This is a genomic window from Alphaproteobacteria bacterium PA2 (genome assembly GCA_002256425.1).
Lineage (GTDB): Bacteria > Pseudomonadota > Alphaproteobacteria > Caulobacterales > Caulobacteraceae > Phenylobacterium.
Genome location: NKIZ01000001.1, coordinates 3,046,776 through 3,067,668 on the forward strand (window position 1 = coordinate 3,046,776; position 20,893 = coordinate 3,067,668).

The following is a 20,893-nucleotide window of genomic DNA, read 5'->3' on the forward strand; positions in this document are numbered from 1 at the left end:
AAAATCGGCCCCTCCTGCCTCAGGGCAAGGGGGGGCTTTTCGTCAGTCCGGTCAGGGCCCGGACAGGAAACGTCACCTCGAGGGCCAGGGTCTGGCCAATGCCCTGCTCGATGCGCAGGGGCCCACCAAGCTGCCGGGCCAGGGCTTGGATCATGTGCAGGGCAGGCTCGCCCATCACCAACTGGCCGGGCGCTTCAGATCTACCCGCAAGGTCCACCCGAAGGGTCGCCTGGTCGAGATCCCGGGTAAGGGCGACCAGGGCGGTCGGACTGTTCATGCCCGTGTCAATGGCGGCGGCGAGAAGCACTTCGATCACCATGAGGGCGACAGGCATGGCGTCGTCCAGGGGCAGGACAACGCCTTCGGCGCTGACCTTGACGGCCGGCCGGACAGGGCGATCGGATATGGTCTCGACCACCTGAAGCGCCAGATCCTGAAGAGTCTCTCCCATGTCGACCATGGCCCGGTGCGGAACATCATCCAGAGTCCGGTAGACGGCGATCATGCCTGAAACCCTGGCGCGCAGCATGGCCAGCACAGACCGGGCTGCAGGCTCGGTGCTGGACCTGCTGGTCACATCGATCAGCGACGCCACCACTTGCAGACTGTTGCGGACCCTGTGGTCGATTTCCCGCCGAAGATGGGCGTTCTCAGCGAGAAGGTCCTCGCGCGACGCCGTAACAGACGGCGTGGTGGGCGGACTCAAGGGGTCGCAGCGGCGCGTTTGACCAGCTGATCAGAGTCCCGGATCAGGCCGGCGGCCGCGCCCATGACCGGGGTCGGCGTACGGCGGTTATGTCGTTTGGTCATGAGGACGGCCAGGGTTGACCGGCCGCGGGAGACCCGGCTTTTCACCGTGCCCACCGCAACCCCGATGATCCTGGCGACCTCATCATAGTTGAACCCGCCGGCTGCGATCAGGATCAGGGCTTCGCGCTGCTCGATCGGCAGTTGTCGGATGGCGCTGGAGACCTCTGCAAGCTCCATGGCGGTCTCAACATTTTCGATCGCCCTCGCCGTCTTGGCGTGGTGCTCCTCGTCAATGGAAGTCAGGCGTCTGGATTTCCTCCAGGTGGAATAGAATGCATTTCGGAGAATCCGGAAGGTCCAGGCCTTGAAGTTGGTCCCTACAATGTAGGATCCGCGGGCGGTCCAGGCCTTGAGCATGGTTTCCTGAACGAGGTCGTCAGCCAGGGCGGGGTTGCCGCAGAGTGACCTGGCGAAGGCGCGCAGGGCCGGGATGATCGCGACCAGATCAGCCTTGAAGGCCTTGGACTTGTCTTCCGTTGTCGTTCCGGCGCCTTGCGTGTCCGATGTCATCGGGGAGCCTCGCCCCGCTCCAGGGCGTCAAGCAGGTCCAGGAGCTCGGAGGGCACGGGTTCGGCCAGGACCGTCTCGTACTGCTCCCGCAGCACCTTGCCGATGACTTCGCCCTGCAGCCGTCTTGCCGGACTGCTCGGGGCCGGCCGCGCCGGGCTCGAGGTCTGATCTCTCGTCAATGCCCAGGCCCTTTTTCCACATCACAGGGTCTGGGATCGACCCCGTTTCGTCCACAGCACACACGCCATTTGGGAACCCTACGTGCGAGGGGGCGTTTTGGTTCCTTGGGATCGAAAGAATTGGTCCGTTTGTCAGGGGATCAACAGATGAACTCAGCCCGGAAGATTGCGGCGGACCTGCCCTATCTCAGACGCTATGCAAGATCGCTCACGGGCGATCAGATCCGCGGAGACGCCTATGTCCGCGCCACCCTGCAGGCCCTGCTGGACGGCGATCTCGAGCTGGAGGAAAGGGATACGCCAAAGGTGGCGCTCTATATGGCGTTTCACCAGATGTGGGACCGGACCGGCGCCACTCTGGAACAGACGCCCAGGTCCACCCTGGCCTCTGACCAGACCCTGCAGAGGCTTTCGCCGCCGGATCGCAAGGCGTTCCTCCTGACGGCCATGGAAGGGTTTACCCTCGACGAAGCTGCCGAGATCCTCGCCATGTCCCCCCTCGAGGTCGCCCGGGACATTGCCTCCGCCCATGCAGACATTGATGCAGCCCTGAAGACCCGGGTCCTGATCATCGAGGATGAACCCATCATCGCCCTGGACATTGAAGGCCTCGTCAGGGAGCTCGGTCATGATGTGATCGCGGTGGCGCGCACCCGATCTGAAGCCACCGCCGCTGCTGCAGAAGAAGCCCCGGGACTGATTCTGGCTGATATTCAGTTGGCGGATGATAGTTCAGGCATAGACGCGGTGAAGGACATTCTCGGCCACGAAAGCATCCCGGTGATCTTCATCACCGCCTTCCCTGAAAGGCTGCTCTCGGGAGATCGGCCGGAGCCGACCTATCTGATCACCAAGCCCTTCAAGCCCGAGACCGTCAAGGCGGTGATCGGCCAGGCCCTGTTCTTTCACGGGTAAGAACCTCCGGAGAATCGGAACCTTCCAGACCACGGCGCGTTGTTCAGGAGACCGGATGACGGCCGAAAAAGTGGAGGACCTCCGATGAACTCAGATACCCTTAAGGGCCAATGGAAGCAGCTGTCGGGCGAAGCCAAGCGCCAGTGGGGCAAGTTGACCGACGATGACCTGCTGCGGGTCGAAGGCGATGCCGAGAAGCTCGCCGGCGTCGTGCAACAGCACTATGGCGTCACCCGTGAAGACGCGGACCGCCAGGTCAAGGAATGGCACGACAAGGCCTCAAAGGCCGCTGACAAGGCCAAGATGTGATGGCCCGCCCTTCCCTCAAGACCCTGATCCCCCTGGTCGCTGTACTGGCCTTCGGCTTGACGGCCTGCAACACCATCAAGGGCGCCGGCCGCGACGTCTCGGCAACAGGCAAGGCGGTATCCGATGCCGCCGCCACAACCCAGCAGGACATGAAGAAGTAGGCGACGCCCCAGCCTGCGGATCATGGAGGCCTGAAATCGTCGCAGAAATGCGGCGGTTCCAGGCCTCAACTACCTGAAGCTGGAAAACCCTATGACCGAGAGAACAGACCAGGACCTGCCGCGATACGTCGCGGACGCCGTCGACGCCATGGCCAAGGTCCACGCTGAGCACCAGCTGGACGCGACCCGTCTGGACCGCCGCATGGCCCAGATGACGGCCTGGCTGGGCCATCCGGCCTTCAGCATATTCCTGACGGCCTTCGTACTTGCCTGGATTCTCGGGAACCTGTTTGCCCCGGGCATGGGCTTGACCCCGCTTGACCCGCACCCGTTTCCCCTGCTCGCGGGAGCCGTCGCCCTGGGGGCGCTCTACATGACGGCCATCATTCTGACGACCCAGAGACGCGAGGACCTGAGAGCGGCCCGCAGGGAACAGCTGACCCTGGAGTTGGCTATTGTCATTGATCACAAGACGTCAAAATTGATCGAGCTGCTCGAAAGTCTTCGTCTCGATAATCCAAACGTCGCCAACCGGATCGACCCGGAGGCCGAGGCAATGTCATCAGCCGCCAACACCCAGATCGTGCTCGAGGCCATCATAAAGACCCACGAGGCGGACCCGGCTTCAGACTGAAGGTGACGGGTCCCCTGCCCTGAGCACGGGCCCAGACATCTCGACCCGGGTTCCTGGCCGGTTGTCCTTCGTCTCGACGTGCGCCTCCAGCTGGTGGGCAAGCGCTTCAACCAGGTGGGTCCCCATTCCCGACTTCCTGACAATCCCCTCCACCGGCATGCCGACGCCATTGTCGGACACCGAAAGGGTCCATGCGGCGCTGCCGACCTTGTAGACAACACGGACAATGCCTGAGCGCTCATTGGGAAAGGCATGTTTGAGGCAGTTGATCACCAGCTCCGTGACGATCAGACCAAGACTGGTCGCTTCCTGGGATGTGACCGTAGCGGGGTCCGCCTTGACCTCCAGGGTAAGCCCCCGGCCGCCGCGCATCATGGACGAGGCCAGGCTGGAACACAGTTTCTGCAGGTAGGGCTCTACATCCACCTGACCGGAGTTTGGCTGAAGGTGCTGTTGCACGGCGGCAATGGACATCACCCGATCATGGGCATCCTGGAGATGCAGCCGGCTCTCCTCTGAAGACACGCCGCGCGCCTTGAGAAGCAGGACGCTGGCGATGATCTGCAGACTGTTGGCCACCCGGTGCTGCATTTCCTGCAGCAGAACCCCCCGTTCTTCCAGAAGTCGGTCCTTTTCCCGGAGCAAGGCGGCGTTCTCCCGCTCTACCCGTCTGATCTGGGTCACGTCGTTCAGGATCATCAGGATACGGGCCTCGGCCGGTGGGCCTTTGACAACCCGTCTCACATCGACAGCCAGGGTATGGGTTGTTCGGTCCGGGTGTCGCAGGTCGGTCTCATACCGGCCAATATCCTCGACGCCCTGAAAGGCGGACTCCACCAGTGTCGCAAGCTGGGGCTTGTTCCATTCCCCTTCGCCGATCGTGGTCAGGGACCGGTTGAGAACCTGATCCCTGGGACGGCGGAAGGTCTCACAGAAGCTGTCGCTGACAGCGACCACGAGGGCGTGGCCATCCAGAAGCAGGACCGGAATGTGCGAGGAGAGGACAAGCGCCTTGCCCAGCTCGATCGACGCGTCGTCTGCCGGCATGTCTGATGTCCGAACTGAAGTCTGAGCCAGGAAAATTCCTTAGCCGCATGTCTTGTCACGATATCAGAATACACCGTGAATAATTGCAGCTTATTGTCATAGATCATGTATCTGGGTTTTAGTCGTGAATGACTCGAGAGTGCGGGTTGGATAATATTGGAACCTATTATTATAATGCGCGTTCACCGAGTACATGCGCGACGATGGGTTGCGCTAATGGACTCATCAAATGAAACTCAAAATCATGGCGGTCATACTGGCCGCAGCCCTGACCCCTACACTAGCTTTCGCACAGCAGAACTGTGAGGAGCGGAAAACTAACCGCGTGGCCGGAACCCTGGCCGGCGCCGCTATCGGCGCCCTGCTTGGCAATGCCGTAGCAGGCGACGACCGGGCAGCCGGCACGATTCTCGGCGGTATTGGCGGTGGCGTGATCGGCAATCAGCTGGCCAAAGGCGACTGTCAGCACGCCTACGGATACTACGATAACAACCGAGTCTGGCACGCCAATCCCAAGAGTTCTGTCGCAGCGACAGGATACTATGACCGCAACGGGAACTGGATGAACGGCGTCCCCAACGGCTACTATGACCGTCAGGGCCACTGGATCGCTTCGGGCGGAAACACCGTGGCCGCTGGCTATTATGACTCAAACCGTCGCTGGGTGCCGACCTCTTCCCAGGGGTATTATTCGGATAATGGATCCTGGGTGAATGGCTCGGCCACCGGTCACTATGACAGCCGACGGCGCTGGGTCGCAGGGCCTGTCACAGGCTACTACAATACCCGAGGACAGTGGATCGCGACCTCTGCGACAGCTCGGGAGAACGCCCGTCCCGGCAACCGTCCCGGCTGGACCGGCGCCCGGGAAGACACCCGAGGCCGCGAGGTCTGGTTTGATCGGGGAATCCGGCGCTCCATGGCAAACCGGACCATCACTACCAATGACGGGGCCTATGCCCTCCGCTCCCTGGACGCCATCCGCCGGGATGACGAAGCCCAGAGGCGCAATGACGGCTCCCTGACCCGCGAGGATCAGTCCGACATCATTTCACGCCTCGATGACTTGAGCCGCGAAATCAACTGGTAAATCAATATCTTCCGGATCGGGGCTTCCCCGGTCCGGAAGATCTCAGGACTTCCGGACGAACTCCGCCCGCAGGACCAGGCCCTTGATGCCTTCATAGCGGCAATCAATCTCCTGATCGTCCCCGGTCAGGCGGATCGACTTGATCACTGTCCCACGCTTCAGGGTCTGGCCGGCGCCCTTGACCTTCAGGTCCTTGATCAGGGTGACGCTGTCGCCATCGGCCAGCAGGTTGCCGACAGAATCCCGCACCTCGACGGCCGCGTCCGCCTTATCCTGCAGGGAAGCTGCACTGACCCACTCTCCGGTCGTCTCGTCGAAAACGAAGTCGTCAGCATTGTCTTCGGCCATGGTCTGGTCTCTCCGGAAAGCCCCTGTCGCAAAGCAGGCGATAGCAGAAGTCACGCCCGGACGCCCCGACTAGTTTGCAGCCAGCCTGTCCCCAGCGGTCGGCCCTTTGTTCTGGCCCCCCTGCCTCGACTGTTGCAGACTGCCCTCAAAGGGGGGTTTCATGACAATCCAGCTTCGGCAGATCTGCCTCGTTGCGGAAAGGCTCACGCCGGTCATTGACGATCTCACCGACATTCTGGGCCTTGAGGCCTGTTACATCGACCCGGGCGTGAAGGTCTTCGGGCTGGAAAACACCCTGCTGCCCATCGGTCGCAATTTCCTGGAGGTGGTGGCGCCGATCACTGAGAACACCGCCGGCGGGCGCTATCTGCAGCGGCGCGGCGGCGATGGCGGATACATGGTCATCACCCAGGCCGACACGCGACAGGCCCAGTCTGAAGTCCGCCGTCAGGCGATGGAGAACGGGGTCCGGGTCGCCTATGAGTTCGAGCGGGACGGCTGGAACCTCTGTCAGCTCCATCCAGGAGACATGGTCGCCGCCTTTCTGGAGGTGGAATGGGACCAGTATGAGGATCTTGCCGGCCACTGGATGCCCGCCGGGGGATCTGGCTGGGAGAAGCATGTCCGCCAGGATATCACCTGCGACCTGATCGGCGTTGAGCTTCAGGGCGCCGACCCGGCGGCCCTCGCCGACCTTTGGGGGCGGGTGCTCGGTCAGGAGGTCCGGGACCAGGATGGAACCCTGACCCTTTCCCTCAACAATGCCGACCTGACCTTTGTCGAGGCGACCGACGGCCGCGGGCCAGGCCTGTCCGGACTGACCCTGGCGGTCCGCGACCCGGACGGGATCAGGGCCCGGGCCTCAGCTCGGAACAGGCCGGTTTCGGGATCGCGAATTGATATCGGCGGCGTCTGGTTTGATCTGAAGGCCGAGGCGAAAGTCTGACCATGCTGGAGACCGTCGACGTCCTGATCATTGGGGCTGGCGCCTCGGGCGCGGCAGCGGCCTGGAGCCTTGCGGACACGCGGATGCGTATAGTCTGTCTCGACCAGGGGGACTGGCCGAACCCCTCGACCTTTCCATCCGCGGGCCGGGACTGGGAGGCTCGTCAGCATACGGATCATAGCTTCAATCCCAGCATCCGACGGGCTGCCGCGGACTATCCGATCAACGAGGATGACTCACCCATCAAGATCGCCAACTATAACGGCGTCGGCGGCGGGACAGTCCTCTATGCCGGGCACTTCCCACGGTTTCATCCCTCCGACTTCAGGGTGAAGACCCTGGATGGGGTCGCCGATGACTGGCCGATCGACTATGCGACCCTTGAGCCATTCTACGATCAGAACGACGCCATCATGGGCGTCGCCGGCCTGCGGGGCGACCCTGCAAATCCACTTAAGCCCGAGCGCATGCCTCCCCTGCCCCTGGGCAAGTCCGCCGCCGCCGTCGCCCGGGGTTTCAACGCCCGGGGCTGGCACTGGTGGCCCTCAGACAGCGCCATCGCCACCCGGGAACACGAAGGCCGGGCGCCCTGCATCAACCTGGGCCACTGTCTCTATGGCTGCGCCCAGGGCGCCAAGGCCAGCACTGACATCACCTACTGGCCCCTGGCTGTCCGGGCGGGCGTCGAGGTGCGGACCGGATGCCGGGTGCGGGAGGTCTGCGTCAATGACCAGGGCCGGGCCAGCGGCGTCATCTATTTCGACCCCGAGGGTCGTGAACAGTTCCAGCCGGCCCACATTGTCATCATGGCCTGCAACGGGGTCGGCACCCCGCGCATTCTGCTGAACTCGAAATCCAAGCTCTTCCCCGATGGCCTGGCCAATTCCAGCGGTCTGGTCGGCAAGAACCTGATGTTCCACCCCTATGCCGCCATCACCGGCTATTTCGATGAGCCCCTGGACGGCGGACGTGGCCCCAGCAATGGGCTCTGGAGCCAGGAATTCTATGAGACCGATCTCAGCCGTGGCTTTGTCCGGGGCTATACCTATGAATTCAGTCGCGGGGGCGGGCCGGCCAGCCAGGCCCTTTCGACCATGGGAACAGGGCGGGTCCCCCTGGGCCCCGGCCACCACAAGGCCTTCCGACAGCGTCTTGACCGGTCCACCGGCATGGTCGCCATCTGCGAGGACCTGCCCGAACTCCACAATACTGTGACACTCGACGAGACCCTGACCGACGCCCACGGGATCCCGGCGCCCAAAATCACCTATGCCATCAGCGACAACAGCCGTCGGATGCTGGACTTCGCCATGGCGCGGGGCGCCGAGGTCATGAAGGCGGCAGGCGCCTATGAGGTGCGCACGGACTCTCCCCTGGCCTTTGGCGGTTGGCATCTGATGGGTACGGCGCGCATGGGGCGCGATCCCAGGTCCGCCGTGGTCAATGAGTGGGGCAGGACCCATGACGTGAAGAACCTCTTCGTCATCGACGGCAGTCTTTTCGTCACTTCGGCGGGCGTGAACCCGACTTCGACCATCCAGGCCCTGGCCCTCTATGTCGCAGACGCCATCAAGTCGCGTCTGGCCAACCTGTTTGATTGAAACCGCTCATGGCCCTGACAGAACAACAGCTTGCAGACTTCCGGATCATCGCCGGACGCATGATCCCGGCTGAGGACGGCGCCCTTGGCGCAGATGATCCGGTCATCTTCGCTGATATCAGTTCAAGCTTGAACGACATTGCACCGGCGATTGTAAGCGTTCTCGACGCGGTGACGTCTGAAGGTCCCGGAAACTTCGCCGCCCTGCCTCCGGAGGGGCAGGACACCATCCTGCAGAAGGTCCAGGCAGCTTTGGGCATGACCTTCTGGGCCGCCGTCCAGCGGGTGACCCTCTGCTATTACCGCGACGATCGCGTGCTCAGGTCGCTCGGCCTGCGCCCTGGTCCGCCCTTCCCCCGCGGGCAGGTTCTGGAACAGGGCGACTGGACACTGCTGGACCCAGTAAAGGCCAGGGAGCCCTTCTGGCGGAAGGCCTAGGCCCCGGCCAGCTGGGCCTTACGCTCCCGCCGCCGGCGGTGAAGGATATGCTCGGTATAGCCGTTGGGCTGGACCCGTCCCTCGAACACCAGGTCAAGGGCGGCCTGGAAGGCAATGCTGGCGTCGGGGTTGCCCGCCATGGCCTGGTAAAGCGGATCATCGGCGTTCTGGCCGTCCACCACACTGGCCATGCGCAGCAGGGTCTCGCGGACCTGGGCCTCGGTGCAGACGCCGTGGTGCAGCCAGTTGGCGATGTGCTGGCTTGAGATCCGCAGGGTGGCGCGGTCTTCCATCAGGCCGACATTGTGAATGTCCAGCACCTTGGAGCAGCCGACGCCCTGGTCGATCCAGCGCACCACATAGCCCAGAATGCCCTGGGCGTTGTTGTCCAGCTCCTGCTGGATGTCGGCCTGGTTCCAGTTGGACCTGGCCAGGGGCGGGGTCAGCAGATCGTCCGTACCGGTGGCGGCCAGCTTGCCCATGGCGCTCTGTAGGGCGGCGACGTCCACCTCGTGATAGTGCAGGGCGTGCAGGGTCGCCGCCGTCGGCGACGGCACCCAGGCGGTATTGGCGCCGGCCTTGGGGTGGCCGACCTTGGTGGTCAGCATGTTCTGCATCTGATCGGGGGCTGCCCACATGCCCTTGCCGATCTGGGCGCGGCCCGGGAAGCCTGTGGCCAGGCCGATTTCCACATTGCGCTTCTCATAGGCAGCCAGCCAGGGCTCGGCCTTCATGGTGTCCTTGCGGACCATGGGGCCAGCTTCCATGGCGGTGTGGATCTCATCGCCGGTCCGGTCCAGGAAGCCGGTATTGATGAAGACGATACGATCGCGGGCGGCGTGGATACAGGCCTTCAGGTTTGCGCTGGTGCGACGCTCCTCATCCATGATGCCAAGCTTCACGGTGTTGCGTGCAAGGCCCAGGGCGTCTTCGACCATGTCAAACAGGCGGACTGCCAGGGCGACCTCGTCGGGGCCGTGCATTTTCGGCTTCACCACATAGACCGAGCCGGCCGGGCTGTTGAGGCGGGCGCCGTTCAGGTCGTGCAGAGCCGCCGTGACCGTGACCAGGGCGTCGACCACGGTCTCGAACACCGGCTGGCCGTTGAACCTGACCATGTCGGTCATCATGTGGTGACCCACATTGCGGACCAGCAGCAGGCTGCGGCCCCGCAGGACAAGGTCCGAACCCGTCGCAGTCTTGTAAACCCGGTCGGAATCCAGGGCGCGGGTTTCGGTCTTTCCACCCTTCTGGAAGCTGGCGGTCAGGTCGCCCCGCATCAGGCCCAGCCAGTTGCGATAGACATTGGCCTTGTCCTCAGCGTCCACCGCCGCGACCGAGTCCTCACAGTCCTGGATGGCGGTCAGGGCCGACTCCATCAGCACGTCCGCCACATGGGCCGGGTCATCCCGGCCGATATTGTGGTTGGGGTCGATCTGGATTTCCAGGTGGAGGCCGTTGTGGCGAAGGAGCACGCCTTCCGGGGCCTCGGCCGCCCCGCGCCAGCCGACGCACTGGGCGGCGTCCTTTAAACCTGTGCTGGCGCCGCCGGCCAGCGCCACGGCGAGAACGCCGTTTTCCAGACGATAGCTGGTGGCGTCTGCATGTGAGCCGCCGGCCAGGGGGGCGACTCGGTCCAGCAGGGCGCGGGCATAGGCGATGACCTTGGCGCCCCGGTCGGGATCATATCCCTTGCCGCCGGTCGGGGGCTCCAGGGCGTCTGTTCCATAGAGGGCGTCATAGAGACTGCCCCATCGGGCGTTGGCGGCGTTGAGGGCATATCGGCCGTTCGAGACAGGCACGACCAGCTGCGGTCCAGCCAGTTTGGCGATCTCGGGATCCACGTTCCGGACACCGATTTCGAAGGCCTCAGGCTCGGGCAGAAGATAGCCTATTTCCTTAAGAAATTCAGTTTCTTCGGCAACATCCAGCGTCTTCCCACTGCGGGCCTTCCACCAGGCGTCGATCTGGACCTGAAGGTCGTCCCGCCGCGCCAGCATCTGGGTGTTGCGCGGGGTGAAATCTGCGAGCAGGGCCTCAAGGGAGGACCAGAATTTCGCCCCTGAAATCCCGCTGTCTTTCAGCAGTTCCTGCTCGACAAAGGCATGCAGGAGGTCGTCAACCGAAAGCGAAGTGCTGATGTCCATGTGACGTCTCTGCTCGTTCCTGAAACGGTCTGGCGGCCCGTACCCGGGTCGCAATAGGCGGCGCTTTAGACACGGAAGCGAGAGAATTTGAAGCCCTTTTTCTGGGCGGCCGCCTTCGCCTGTCCATCAAGCATCCGAGAACCCGAAGGGTTCCGATGTGCGGCGAATGTCATCAGGCAGGATCTGTCGGCCGATCGGCGGTGCTGACCTGGCGGTGCATTCCGTGCGGTGGCAGAGGCGGCAGGTGACACCGATCGGAGTCGCCGTCTCTGGGCCGAAGCCCGGCCGGTCCTGGGTATAGATCAGCTTGCTGGCATGTTCTGCGGCGCAGCCCAGGGCGATGGCGCGCTCGACGCTCTGGGCGCCGAAACCGCCGCCGCCGGCGGTCACTGTCCGGGCGATGGAGAAGAACTTCTGGCCGTCCGGAAGCTCCAGCCATTGGGTGACGATCTGCCGGGGCGCCCGGAAGGCCTGGTGGACCGTCCAGAGCGGGCAACCGCCCCCGTGACGGGCGAAGGGAAAGCCTGCGCCGTCCAGCCGCTTGGAGACATTGCCCGCCGGATCCACCCGGATGAAGAAGAAGGGCACCCGCTCCTGTCCTGGCTTCTGCAGGGTCGTCATACGGTGGGCAGTCTGCTCGAAACTCGCGCCGAACTGGCGGCCAAGGGCCTCGACGTCATAGCGCCTGGCCTCCACTGCGCGGGCGAAGGCGGAATAGGGCATGAGGATGGCTGCGGCGGCATAACTGGCCAGGGCGCGACGGGTAAGCCTTTCACCCCCCTCGGTGTCGAACCTGGTCTTGCCCAGGGCGGCGTCGATCTCGGGTCGCAGTTCCAGATAGGCCAGCTGCAGGGCCAATTGAAAGGTCTGGCTGGCGGTGTCGAGGGAGTCGGCCAGCAGGATTTCCCGACGGTGCCGGTCCAGTCTACGGACCGATCCCACCATCACGCTGGCGGGCAGGCGCCGGACCTTCAGGGTGTGTCCCGCCAGGAGATAGCCCGACAGGCTGTCATGTCGCGAAACCGAATCCGCCAGGCGCTCGGCCGCATCGTCCAGGGTGGGAAAGCTGTTGCGCCGTGCCGCAAGGAACCGCCGTGACTCAGCCACAGGATCAGGCGGCTCGTCCGTTCCGTCCCCCAGAGCGCCGGCCTCTGCGCCCCGGTCAGCAAGGGCAAGCTGCTCCTCGCGATAGGCCGTGTAGAGCCGCAGAAAGGCGTCAGTGATCCCGGGGAAGTTCGTGGCGGCGTCGGCGGTCTCCAGGGGCTGCAGGTCGATGTCGGCGAACATCGGATCCTTGAGAACCCCCTGCAGGCGCGCCGTATGGTCCGACCCGTCCTTGCCGGCCAGGGTCGACATGTCGAGCTTGTAGGTCTGGGCGAGACGCAGCAGCATTTCGGCGCTCAGCGGCCGGTGATTGCGCTCCAGCAGGGCGATATAGGAGGGCGAGACCTCCAGATCGGCGGCCATGTCGGCCTGGGTCAGGCCGTTGTCCCTTCGCAGACGGCGCAGGCTTGGACCCACATAGAGGCGGCGATCGGCGGACACGGCTCAGGATCCTTGAATGTCGAGTTCTTACATACATACACGGATTTTCTGTAAAGTGTTACATCTAAACCTCGCACCGACTCCACACTGTGTGCGCGGGCCTGTAGGGCGACGTCCAGATTTCACTGTCGTTTCGAGGACGCGTTCCATGTCTTATCAAGACCACATCACCCAGGTCGGCCAGCTGATCAGCACCAAGGGCGGGACCTGGGACGGCATCAATGCCGAGTCCGTGGCGCGCATGCGCCTGCAGAACCGCTTTACCAGCGGCCTGGACATCGCCCGTTATACGGCTGCGATCATGCGCAAGGACATGGCGGCCTATGACGCCGACTCCTCGCAGTACACCCAGTCCCTGGGCTGCTGGCACGGCTTCATCGGCCAGCAGAAGATGATCTCCATCAAGAAGCACTTCGGCAATACCGACCGCCGCTATCTCTACCTGTCCGGCTGGATGGTCGCCGCCCTGCGCTCGGACTTCGGGCCCCTGCCCGACCAGTCCATGCACGAAAAGACCTCGGTCCCGGCCCTGATCGAGGAGCTCTACACCTTCCTGCGCCAGGCTGACGCCCGCGAACTGGGCGGCATGTTCCGCGAAATCGACGCCGCCCGCGCCGCTGGCGACAGCGCCAAGGAAAAGGCACTGCTGGCCGCCGTCGACAATTACCAGACCCACGTGGTTCCGATCATCGCCGACATCGACGCCGGTTTCGGCAATGCCGAAGCGACCTACCTGCTGGCCAAGAAGATGATCGAAGCCGGCGCCTGCGCCCTGCAGATCGAAAACCAGGTTTCCGACGAAAAGCAGTGCGGCCACCAGGACGGCAAGGTCACGGTTCCGCACGAGGACTTCCTGCAGAAGGTCCGCGCCTGCCGCTACGCCTTCCTCGAGCTGGGCGTTGAGGATGGCATCATCGTCACCCGAACCGACTCCCTGGGCGCTGGCCTCACCAAGCAGATCGCCGTCAGCCACGAGGCGGGCGACCTGGGCGACCAGTACAACAGCTTCCTCGACTGCGAAGAGATCACCCCGGAAAACGCCCGCAACGGCGATGTGATCATCAACCGCAATGGCAAGATGCTGCGTCCCAAGCGCCTGCCGTCCAACCTTTTCCAGTTCCGTGAAGGCACGGGCGCTGACCGCTGCGTCCTGGACTCCATCACCTCGCTGCAGAACGGCGCCGACCTGCTGTGGATCGAGACCGAAAAGCCCCACGTCGAGCAGATCGCCAGCATGATGGACAAGGTCCGCGAAGTGATCCCCAACGCCAAGCTGGTCTACAACAACTCGCCGTCCTTCAACTGGACCCTGAACTTCCGCCAGCAGGTGTTCGACGCCTACAAGGCGGCCGGCAAGGATGTCTCGGCCTATGACCGCGACAAGCTGATGAGCGTCGACTATGACACTACCGAACTGGCTGCCGAAGCCGACGAGCGCATCCGCACCTTCCAGGCTGACGGCGCCAAGCGGGCCGGCATCTTCCATCACCTGATCACCCTGCCGACCTATCACACGGCCGCCCTGTCCACGGACAACCTGGCCAAGGAATACTTCGGCACCCAGGGCATGCTGGGCTACGTGCTGGGCGTCCAGCGTCAGGAAATCCGTCAGGGCATCGCCTGCGTGAAGCACCAGAACATGTCCGGCTCGGACATCGGCGACGACCACAAGGAATACTTCGCCGGCGAAGCGGCCCTTAAGGCCGGCGGCGCGCACAATACGATGAACCAGTTCGGCTAAGGCCGGTTCATTCCATAAGCCAAGGAAGCGGCCCGGGGCTCACGTCCCGGGCCGTTTTCATGTCCTGGTCTCAGTACTCCACCGCGCAGCCATAGGCCCGGGTGAGGGGAAGCTTCACCGGCCGGCCGGCCTTCAGGTCCCGCAGGGCGGCGGTGACATGGTCGCGACCATCATCACGGGTCTTCTGGGAGTCGGCGTCAACCGCGCCCTGATAGGCCAGCCGCCCGTCACTGCCGATGACATAGAGGGTCGGGGTTGTACGGACGCCATAGGCCCGGGCCATGGATGTGGTCTCGTCCAGCAGCAGGCTTGTAACCTGTGAACCCGTGGCCTGCAGGCGGGCCTTCGCTGCCTCGGGCGTCAGGTGGCCAGCTCGCCCTGGCGGGGATGTATTGATGGCCAGCCAGACGGCGCCCGCCGCCCGGGCGCGCTTCTGTATCGCCTGCATCAGGCCGCGCCGGTATTTCAGCTCGGTATAGGGACAGACAGGACTGGTCCACTCGAGGACCACGACCCTGCCGGCGAAATCCGAAAGGGCGTGGGTGCGGCCGTCTGAACCCAGGGCCGAGAAATCCGGCGCCGGGCTTCCCGTCTCCAGTCGAGCCAGATCCGCCCGGGCCTCACCTGCCGTCAGGACAAGTCCCAACAGCAGCACCGGGAACAAGGTCAGGGCGCGCGCCATGAATGACCGCGCCCCTCTCCTGCTAGTGGGCGCCGGCAGATGGGGTCGCCGGAGGCGCCGGAGGCGGAGCAGGCGGTCCGCCGCCTGCGGGGCCGCCCCGGCCGCGACCGCGCATCATGGCCATGACCTTGTCCAGCTCTTCCTTGCTGATCGCGCCATCGTGGTTGCCATCGATCAGGAAGAAGTTGGATTTCATGCGCTCGCCCATGCGGCCAATCAGTTCTTCCTTCTGGAGCTTGCCGTCCATGTTGGAATCCATGATCCCCATGAACCGGTTCTCGTTGAGCAGTTCGTCGTACTTGTTCATGGTCGCCGAAGTCTCGCCGGCCCAGCGATAGCGCACGGCCGTATAGAGCATTTCGTCGAAGGACTGATCACCCCAGGGCACGGTCCGGTTGGGATCCGGATTGGCCGGATTCCGCTTGGAATTGTCATAGGTATAGATTGCGATCAGGTTCGAGCCGGCCGGGACCGGAATGGGCTCGGCGAACTCGAATTCCCTCTGCCAGTTGAAGTCATAGCGGGACAGGGAGAGGAGCAGCTTCTCCTTGCCGTCCGGATAGCGGATCCAGAGCTGGGACGAGGCCCCGCGATAGTGCGCATGCGGGAAGGCGCCGTGCAGGATCGCATCCTTGGGGAAATAGAGATGGGCCTTCTGTTTCCAGTTGGGCTCGTTGGGGGGGATGCTGATGTTCGGATTGATGATGACCGAGTTGTGCATGACCAGGTTCGGGGCCTTGTCATAGAAGTAGAGCGCAATCTGCGACTTCTCGGTCACGGCCTTGCCGAAGGGCGTATAGTGGTTCTGGAAGCCGATGGCCCCGCCTGGCGGGATATAGGCGCCGGTGTCCTCTGGCTGGACAATGGACTCAGCGCCAACCGCATATCCGCCGACCGAGACACCCCAACGGCTCTCATTGGCGGGCTCACCAGGCTTGGGCGCCTCATTCAGATATCCTGTCAGGATATGGTGGACCGACTGACGGTTCTCGACCTTGATCGTTGAGGCCCGGAGCCACTTGCCGTCCTTGAGCGGGTTCAGAACCGACGGGCGCTGATAGTCCACAATGCCGTTGGCAGGAATGTCATAGGCCGGGATGTCGAGGATCAGGTCCGGCTTGCCCAGGGGCCATTCCGCCGCCTTGTACTCAATCGCAGCAATCGGATCATCACCCTCGCCGCGGGGTGAGCCGGACTCGATCCAGTGGACCATCTGCTTGATCTGCTCGGAGCTCAGGCTGCGGTCGCCATGGAACTTGCCGACATCAGGATCAGCGCGCCAGGGCGGCATGCGCTGGGTGCGGATCACTTCCCGGATCATGGGCGAGAAGCTCTTGATCCGCTGATAGTTGGTGAAGGGCATGGGGCCGATGCCGCCCGGCTGGTGGCAGGCGACGCACTTCTCCTGGATGATCGGGGCGATCACCTTGGAATAGGAGATGTTCATGGCCGAGGGCTGGCCCCGGTCCGGGAAGTTGATCAGACAACCGACAGCAGGCTGGCGGGCAACCGCCACAGGCTTGCCGGCGAGGAAGGCGTTGAGGGCGTCCGCCGCCCAGGTCGCCGAGGCCTTGGCCTTCTGGCGCTCATAGGTGACCCGGTCGTCCACCGGGCCGCGATAGATGACAGTCCAGGTCTTGGGATCAAGAATGATGACTTCGGCGGTCCGGGTTACGCCCAGTTGTTCGCCAACCAGCTGATTGGCGTCCGCCAGGATCGGCATGTCCATGCCGTATTCCTTGGCCTCCTCCGCAATTTCCTGGCGGGTGTCCATGGGATTGGAGTTCAGCATCAGGAACTCGACGCCCTTGCCCTTGAAAGCGGCCTGCAGGGCCTTCATGGACGAGGCGGTGTTCCGGCTGACCGGACAACCATTCTGCTGGGTGATGATCACCACCGCCGAGGCGTCGGCCAGGCGATAAAGCTCGTGGGACTCAAAGTTCTGGTCAGAGAGCCGGAAGTTGTCGACCTTGGTCGGGCTCACGACAACCGCATCGTCTGCCTGTGCGACGCTGATCGCGGGCCCTTTCAGACCGACATAGCCAAGACCGAGGGCGCTGGCGACCACTGTCGCCGCCACTGCAGCACGTAGGAACTTTCCGGACATATTGTTTCCCTGGTCGGGGCCTGAGAGGACCCACTCATTTGCAGTCCTGATGTATCACGACCCATTGCGACATCAAGCGTGTCACATCTGCGGGTCCAATAGATTACCGGCAGGTTTCAGATGGCCTATTTTTTCTTGGGAAGGTCTGCAGGCCAGGCTGGCAGGGGGTCGGCGATGGCCGGGCCATTGGCCTTGATCTGCGGCCCGATCACATACTCGGCGTGGCAGGCCTCACAGACCTGGAAGATTTTTGCCCCGGTCTCAAAGACAGCCACCTTGTCCTTCTTGAAGGCCGCCAGCTTGCCTTCCGCCGCCCTGGCCGAAAGATCCTGAGCGTACTTGTTCCAGTGACCTTCAGGGTCTCGCGCCCTCCCGGGCAGCTGAAGCATGTTGCCCGCCTCGATCAAGGTCGCCGCGGAAGTCTCGAGGGCCTCCCAGCCCTCATCCGTGGTCGGCGCAAGCTCGCGGGTGCCTTCAACCGTCTCTTCCGAGCCCGAGCCCCTCCAGAATCCGAAGGCCGCCGGGTCCACAACATGGCCCATGAACTCGGCCATCTGGAGATTCGTGTCGTACTTGACTGACGCCATAGATGGATCCGCCCCCGGCTTCGAGCAGGCCGCCAGACATCCCAGTCCGCCGAGGACGGCCACCAGTGCGATAAGTCTGAGCTTCATGTCAGGGTTCCCGGGGTCAGATTGATGTTGCCGCCGTCCTAGGCGAAGGCGATCCAGCGACCGGCTGCAGCCGCTGTGACCCAGACGAGGATGGAAGCGTACCCGACCAGCTTTGCAAGCCTGGCTTCATCGCCGCCGCCTTGGGGCCTGAAGACTTCCCGGCCGGCATTGCCGGCGATCCAGAGGGCCAGGGCCACAGCGTAGGTCTTGTTGAATGGGTCAAGGCGGGCAAGGTCATCGGCTGGAATGGGGCCATGGGTGACAATGATCTGACCCACAACCAGCACAGCCAGCCCTGCGGCGAACACCAGCCTTGCCCGGCCGCGGGTCAGGAACAGCACCATGATGGCGGCCGCCATGAGCACATGGAACAGCCCTGGATTGGCCAGCACGGCTGTTGTGAAGATAGCGACCGAGAGCAGCCAGAGCGCGGCGCCGACAAGAAACCAGGTCCTGGCTGACGCATTGACCAGGCCGTCGGCCCTGGCGATCGGACGGCTGGCGCCATAGGTCAGGACAATGCCGGAGATCAAGGCGACAATCTTCACGACAAAGGCCGTGCTGTCATAGAGGCGCTCTGCATTGGCCATGCCGATGAGCACGCCGCTGATGATGATCCCGATGACGCCGGCATCCTGCCAGCGGCGGAGGCTTCGATAGACCTCGGACGGGGATTCTTCGGTCAGGCCGGCGCCGGCCAGTCGCAGGTTCATCAGGATCGCCGATCCGCCGAGGATGACGAGCGACAGGATGTGCAGGACTTCCCAGGACGCGAACTGGGGCTTGATGATGTAGGCGGGCCAGACCTGGTCCAGATGCTGCACCCAGGGCCTCAGGGCCGGAAGGAATTCGCCAAAGGTAATCTTCATGAGCCCTGCCCCCCGGCCTTGGTCATGGCGGACAGATCGACGGCGCCATTCTCCGACGCCTGGCAGTCCTGGACGACATTCACCCAGTGGGGAATCGGCTTGCCGCAATCAAACCAGCTGTAGGCCATGAAGCGCCCCAGGGTGATCACCAGCACCCAGGAGGTCAGGGACAGGGCCGCCAGCAGCCGCGTGTCCGCAGGAGGCTTGGGCAGGGCGTCCCACTTTTCCTGATTGCGCCGGGCGCGGACGTGAAAGACCACAATGTTGATCATGGCCAGGGCCAGAAAGACCAGTTTGGCCCTGAACCAGATATTGTGATAATAAAACAATGGCTTGGCGAAAAATAGCGCCATGCCCGTCACAATCATCAGGGCGAAGCCGAATACGGTCATGGGCAGGACGCGCCGGCTCAGGACCGAGACCGGAGTCCTTTGAAAGGTTGCGCCCAGCAGTCGGAGATCAACAAACAGGATCGTTCCGGCAAACAGCATCAGGGACAGCAGATGGGTGCCTTCGATCAGGCCCCAGAAGTTCAGGGACCCGAGAAGGCTCTGGCTCCAGGACTGAGCTGTATCGCTGGGGCCCTTGCCCAGATGGTCCTGTAGCCAGACCAGAAATTCCCGCACCACGTCCGCCCCTCCCGCAGAGTTCGCACATAGGTCAGGCCAGAAGTTCCAGGCCTGGCCGACCCGTCCGCCTCTGACTACTTGTCGTTCGGATCCGCACCGTCCTTCGGCGCACCGGTTCCGGAAGAGCCCATGAAGACCTTGCGCCCGTCAGGGAATGCCACGTCGCGACCATTGGCCTTGCAGATCGGGGCGCACGCCTTGTCCTTGGACTGATAGCCCCGAACGATGATCTCAGTGCCGGGCTTCAAGGTATTGCGGTCAATGCCAGAGCGCAGGAGGGTATTGGGCGTTCCGCCCTCGACCATCCAGTCACGCACCTGACCATCGGGGCCAGCGGCCTTGAGGTGCACCCAGGCATGGGGATTGATCCATTCGACCTTCGTGACTTTTCCCCGCAGGAGAACTGGCGATTTACCGTCAAATTCAGCGGCGAAGGCATGGTGGGCCTGAGCGGTCTGGACACCGAGAATGGCGGCCGAGATCAGGGCGGCTCCGATGACCCATGGTGCAAGATTGAGTTTCGTCATGTTCCGCCTCCAGCGGGCTCCAAACGTATCCAGATCAGAAATTTAAAATTCGGCCGGTAAATCTCTCCGGCCTCAAGACCCTATTTCAGCGGTTGCCGACGGTACTGACCGTACATCATTTCCTCGACAAACTCGACGCACTTGAACTGCTGGAGCTGGGCGTCTTCTCCCTGGCGCTTGTACAGGTTGACCGCAATTTTCCAGGGTCGGGTAAAGGTCGAAGGATCCGTGATCTCGGCTTCATAGCGCAGCACACCAGGTCCGGTCGGAGTCCAACGCTCAACCACCTTCATGTCGGCGGAATGAAAATTCCCGGCGCGGTCAAACCAGGTTGAATCCTGCTGACCGGTTACGGTCACCACCAGGGTGTCGCCTTCCCATTTTGCTACGGACTGCCCCATCCAGGAGTCCACGGGCGGCGGGCCAGGGTCCTTGAAGAACAGGTTCCGGACCGCTCCGGCATATTCATAGGCGATCAGCATGTCCTTGTCGGACTGGAAGATCTGGAACGGCAAGGCCATGTAGTTGGCCCGCGGCACCCCGGGCAGATAGCACTTGATTTCCGGGTCCCGGTTGATCCAGTCGGCGCGGTTTTCGTCGCGCTGCTTCCTGGCCTCCGGGGTATAGGGAATCTGGCCGCCAACGACCGCGCCAACGCCTGCCGGCACGGCGCCTATGGCCCCGAGCGCGACGACCTCCCGGGCTGGAACCGGACCCGCCGGGCCTTGTCGCATCTGGAGCGCCGCCCGGGCGCCGTGGGGTTCAAGATCCCAGTTCGCATTGTTCAGGGCCTGCCAGACACCGTTCAGGTCCGGATGGATCTTGTCTGGTCCGCGTGGCGCGCGATAGGCGGCGGCCTTGGTCGCTGCGGCCTTTGGGGAGGCAGCCTGGGCAGGAAGCGTCAGGATCTGGCACCCCAGAACCGAGGCGGCCATCAGCACGGCGGTCGCTGCTCTCATTGCAAATTCCCCTCAGTCATTTCCCG

22 protein-coding genes and 1 pseudogene are annotated in these 20,893 nt (G+C 63.3%); 9 read left to right on the forward strand and 14 right to left on the reverse strand.

The window, feature by feature from the left end:
• Positions 1-19 precede the first annotated feature (19 nt).
• The 3 genes from CFE28_14650 to CFE28_14660 are packed head-to-tail and all read right to left on the reverse strand — an operon-like array spanning position 20 to position 1,499.
• A complete protein-coding gene (locus CFE28_14650) occupies positions 20-706 on the reverse strand; it encodes a hypothetical protein (GenBank protein OYU71122.1) in 687 nt (228 codons plus the stop codon).
• Entirely contained in the window at positions 703-1,320 is a 618-nt protein-coding gene (locus CFE28_14655; protein ID OYU71123.1) for an RNA polymerase subunit sigma-70, read from the reverse strand. Before CFE28_14655 ends, CFE28_14650 begins: the two co-directional genes overlap by 4 nt.
• Positions 1,317-1,499, reverse strand: a complete 183-nt coding sequence (locus CFE28_14660; protein ID OYU71124.1) for a hypothetical protein — start codon at positions 1,497-1,499, stop codon at positions 1,317-1,319. The genes CFE28_14655 and CFE28_14660 overlap by 4 nt, the downstream gene beginning before the upstream one ends.
• Positions 1,500-1,646: 147 nt before the next feature.
• Here CFE28_14660 and CFE28_14665 point away from each other — a divergent pair, with 147 nt between their 5' ends.
• The 4 genes from CFE28_14665 to CFE28_14680 all read left to right on the forward strand — a co-directional run bounded on the left by CFE28_14665 (position 1,647) and on the right by CFE28_14680 (position 3,518).
• The gene (locus tag CFE28_14665; protein OYU71125.1) at positions 1,647-2,414 is read left to right on the forward strand and encodes a response regulator; all 768 of its coding nucleotides are present in this window, start codon (positions 1,647-1,649) and stop codon (positions 2,412-2,414) included.
• Positions 2,415-2,498: 84 nt separating this feature from the next.
• Positions 2,499-2,723, forward strand: coding sequence for a general stress protein CsbD (locus tag CFE28_14670; GenBank protein ID OYU71126.1), 225 nt, complete (start codon positions 2,499-2,501; stop codon positions 2,721-2,723).
• Positions 2,723-2,884 carry an entericidin gene (locus tag CFE28_14675; GenBank protein OYU71127.1) on the forward strand — a complete coding sequence of 54 codons (162 nt, stop codon included), beginning with the start codon at positions 2,723-2,725 and terminating at the stop codon, positions 2,882-2,884. Before CFE28_14670 ends, CFE28_14675 begins: the two co-directional genes overlap by 1 nt.
• Before the next feature lie 91 nt (positions 2,885-2,975).
• Positions 2,976-3,518: a hypothetical protein gene (locus CFE28_14680; GenBank protein OYU71128.1), complete on the forward strand. Its 543-nt coding sequence runs from the start codon at positions 2,976-2,978 to the stop codon at positions 3,516-3,518.
• On the opposite strand, the gene CFE28_14685 is transcribed toward CFE28_14680, so the two are convergent.
• Positions 3,510-4,565 (reverse strand): histidine kinase, encoded by a 1,056-nt coding sequence (locus CFE28_14685; GenBank protein OYU71129.1) that lies wholly within the window; start codon positions 4,563-4,565, stop codon positions 3,510-3,512. The genes CFE28_14680 and CFE28_14685 overlap by 9 nt on opposite strands.
• A 229-nt stretch (positions 4,566-4,794) precedes the next feature.
• On the opposite strand from CFE28_14685, the gene CFE28_14690 reads away from it, so the two are divergent.
• Entirely contained in the window at positions 4,795-5,655 is an 861-nt protein-coding gene (locus CFE28_14690; protein OYU71130.1) for a hypothetical protein, read from the forward strand.
• A 42-nt stretch (positions 5,656-5,697) separates the two neighbouring features.
• Here the strand turns inward: CFE28_14690 and CFE28_14695 are convergent, their stop codons facing one another.
• Positions 5,698-6,003, reverse strand: a complete 306-nt coding sequence (locus CFE28_14695; protein ID OYU71131.1) for a PhnA protein — start codon at positions 6,001-6,003, stop codon at positions 5,698-5,700.
• Between the two features lie 160 nt (positions 6,004-6,163).
• On the opposite strand from CFE28_14695, the gene CFE28_14700 reads away from it, so the two are divergent.
• The 3 genes from CFE28_14700 to CFE28_14710 are packed head-to-tail and all read left to right on the forward strand — an operon-like array spanning position 6,164 to position 8,987.
• A complete protein-coding gene (locus CFE28_14700) occupies positions 6,164-6,949 on the forward strand; it encodes a hypothetical protein (GenBank protein OYU71132.1) in 786 nt (261 codons plus the stop codon).
• 2 nt (positions 6,950-6,951) lie between these two features.
• Positions 6,952-8,550 (forward strand): choline dehydrogenase, encoded by a 1,599-nt coding sequence (locus CFE28_14705; GenBank protein OYU71133.1) that lies wholly within the window; start codon positions 6,952-6,954, stop codon positions 8,548-8,550.
• 8 nt (positions 8,551-8,558) lie between these two features.
• Positions 8,559-8,987: a hypothetical protein gene (locus tag CFE28_14710; protein ID OYU71134.1), complete on the forward strand. Its 429-nt coding sequence runs from the start codon at positions 8,559-8,561 to the stop codon at positions 8,985-8,987.
• Here CFE28_14710 and CFE28_14715 read toward each other — a convergent pair.
• Together CFE28_14715 and CFE28_14720 are read right to left on the reverse strand one after the other, a co-directional pair.
• Positions 8,984-11,134, reverse strand: coding sequence for a malate synthase G (locus CFE28_14715; protein OYU71135.1), 2,151 nt, complete (start codon positions 11,132-11,134; stop codon positions 8,984-8,986). The two genes, CFE28_14710 and CFE28_14715, sit on opposite strands and share 4 nt — an antisense overlap.
• A 126-nt stretch (positions 11,135-11,260) precedes the next feature.
• Positions 11,261-12,679: an XRE family transcriptional regulator gene (locus tag CFE28_14720; GenBank protein OYU71136.1), complete on the reverse strand. Its 1,419-nt coding sequence runs from the start codon at positions 12,677-12,679 to the stop codon at positions 11,261-11,263.
• A 148-nt stretch (positions 12,680-12,827) separates the two neighbouring features.
• Between CFE28_14720 and CFE28_14725 the strand changes: the two genes are divergently transcribed.
• On the forward strand, positions 12,828-14,420 hold the full coding sequence (locus tag CFE28_14725) for an isocitrate lyase (protein OYU71137.1): 1,593 nt from the start codon (positions 12,828-12,830) through the stop codon (positions 14,418-14,420).
• A gap of 70 nt (positions 14,421-14,490) precedes the next feature.
• On the opposite strand, the gene CFE28_14730 is transcribed toward CFE28_14725, so the two are convergent.
• The 7 genes and pseudogenes from CFE28_14730 to CFE28_14760 all read right to left on the reverse strand — a co-directional run bounded on the left by CFE28_14730 (position 14,491) and on the right by CFE28_14760 (position 20,783).
• Positions 14,491-15,102, reverse strand: a complete 612-nt coding sequence (locus CFE28_14730; protein ID OYU71138.1) for a thioredoxin family protein — start codon at positions 15,100-15,102, stop codon at positions 14,491-14,493.
• A gap of 22 nt (positions 15,103-15,124) precedes the next feature.
• The gene (locus CFE28_14735; GenBank protein OYU71139.1) at positions 15,125-17,209 is read right to left on the reverse strand and encodes a hypothetical protein; all 2,085 of its coding nucleotides are present in this window, start codon (positions 17,207-17,209) and stop codon (positions 15,125-15,127) included.
• A gap of 125 nt (positions 17,210-17,334) precedes the next feature.
• Entirely contained in the window at positions 17,335-17,796 is a 462-nt protein-coding gene (locus tag CFE28_14740) for a hypothetical protein (GenBank protein OYU71140.1), read from the reverse strand.
• A 125-nt stretch (positions 17,797-17,921) separates the two neighbouring features.
• The gene (locus CFE28_14745; GenBank protein ID OYU71141.1) at positions 17,922-18,752 is read right to left on the reverse strand and encodes a hypothetical protein; all 831 of its coding nucleotides are present in this window, start codon (positions 18,750-18,752) and stop codon (positions 17,922-17,924) included.
• On the reverse strand, positions 18,749-19,381 hold the full coding sequence (locus tag CFE28_14750) for a hypothetical protein (GenBank protein ID OYU71142.1): 633 nt from the start codon (positions 19,379-19,381) through the stop codon (positions 18,749-18,751). Before CFE28_14750 ends, CFE28_14745 begins: the two co-directional genes overlap by 4 nt.
• A 74-nt stretch (positions 19,382-19,455) precedes the next feature.
• Positions 19,456-19,908 carry a hypothetical protein gene (locus CFE28_14755; GenBank protein OYU71143.1) on the reverse strand — a complete coding sequence of 151 codons (453 nt, stop codon included), beginning with the start codon at positions 19,906-19,908 and terminating at the stop codon, positions 19,456-19,458.
• Between the two features lie 80 nt (positions 19,909-19,988).
• Positions 19,989-20,783, reverse strand: a pseudogene (locus CFE28_14760) (hypothetical protein).
• Positions 20,784-20,893: the final 110 nt, after the last annotated feature.

Bases quoted from the DNA above. Each gene is read 5' to 3' on its own strand.
- CFE28_14690 (OYU71130.1), top strand. From the start codon at position 4,795: ATGAAACTCAAAATCATGGCGGTCATACTGGCCGCAGCCCTGACCCCT.
- CFE28_14670 (OYU71126.1), top strand. From the start codon at position 2,499: ATGAACTCAGATACCCTTAAGGGCCAATGGAAGCAGCTGTCGGGCGAA.
- CFE28_14700 (OYU71132.1), top strand. From the start codon at position 6,164: ATGACAATCCAGCTTCGGCAGATCTGCCTCGTTGCGGAAAGGCTCACG.
- CFE28_14755 (OYU71143.1), bottom strand. From the start codon at position 19,908: ATGACGAAACTCAATCTTGCACCATGGGTCATCGGAGCCGCCCTGATC.
- CFE28_14715 (OYU71135.1), bottom strand. From the start codon at position 11,134: ATGGACATCAGCACTTCGCTTTCGGTTGACGACCTCCTGCATGCCTTT.
- CFE28_14665 (OYU71125.1), top strand. From the start codon at position 1,647: ATGAACTCAGCCCGGAAGATTGCGGCGGACCTGCCCTATCTCAGACGC.
- CFE28_14705 (OYU71133.1), top strand. From the start codon at position 6,952: ATGCTGGAGACCGTCGACGTCCTGATCATTGGGGCTGGCGCCTCGGGC.
- CFE28_14695 (OYU71131.1), bottom strand. From the start codon at position 6,003: ATGGCCGAAGACAATGCTGACGACTTCGTTTTCGACGAGACGACCGGA.
- CFE28_14680 (OYU71128.1), top strand. From the start codon at position 2,976: ATGACCGAGAGAACAGACCAGGACCTGCCGCGATACGTCGCGGACGCC.
- CFE28_14685 (OYU71129.1), bottom strand. From the start codon at position 4,565: ATGCCGGCAGACGACGCGTCGATCGAGCTGGGCAAGGCGCTTGTCCTC.
- CFE28_14730 (OYU71138.1), bottom strand. From the start codon at position 15,102: ATGGCGCGCGCCCTGACCTTGTTCCCGGTGCTGCTGTTGGGACTTGTC.
- CFE28_14655 (OYU71123.1), bottom strand. From the start codon at position 1,320: ATGACATCGGACACGCAAGGCGCCGGAACGACAACGGAAGACAAGTCC.
- CFE28_14745 (OYU71141.1), bottom strand. From the start codon at position 18,752: ATGAAGATTACCTTTGGCGAATTCCTTCCGGCCCTGAGGCCCTGGGTG.
- CFE28_14710 (OYU71134.1), top strand. From the start codon at position 8,559: ATGGCCCTGACAGAACAACAGCTTGCAGACTTCCGGATCATCGCCGGA.
- CFE28_14740 (OYU71140.1), bottom strand. From the start codon at position 17,796: ATGGCGTCAGTCAAGTACGACACGAATCTCCAGATGGCCGAGTTCATG.
- CFE28_14675 (OYU71127.1), top strand. From the start codon at position 2,723: ATGGCCCGCCCTTCCCTCAAGACCCTGATCCCCCTGGTCGCTGTACTG.
- CFE28_14725 (OYU71137.1), top strand. From the start codon at position 12,828: ATGTCTTATCAAGACCACATCACCCAGGTCGGCCAGCTGATCAGCACC.
- CFE28_14735 (OYU71139.1), bottom strand. From the start codon at position 17,209: ATGTCCGGAAAGTTCCTACGTGCTGCAGTGGCGGCGACAGTGGTCGCC.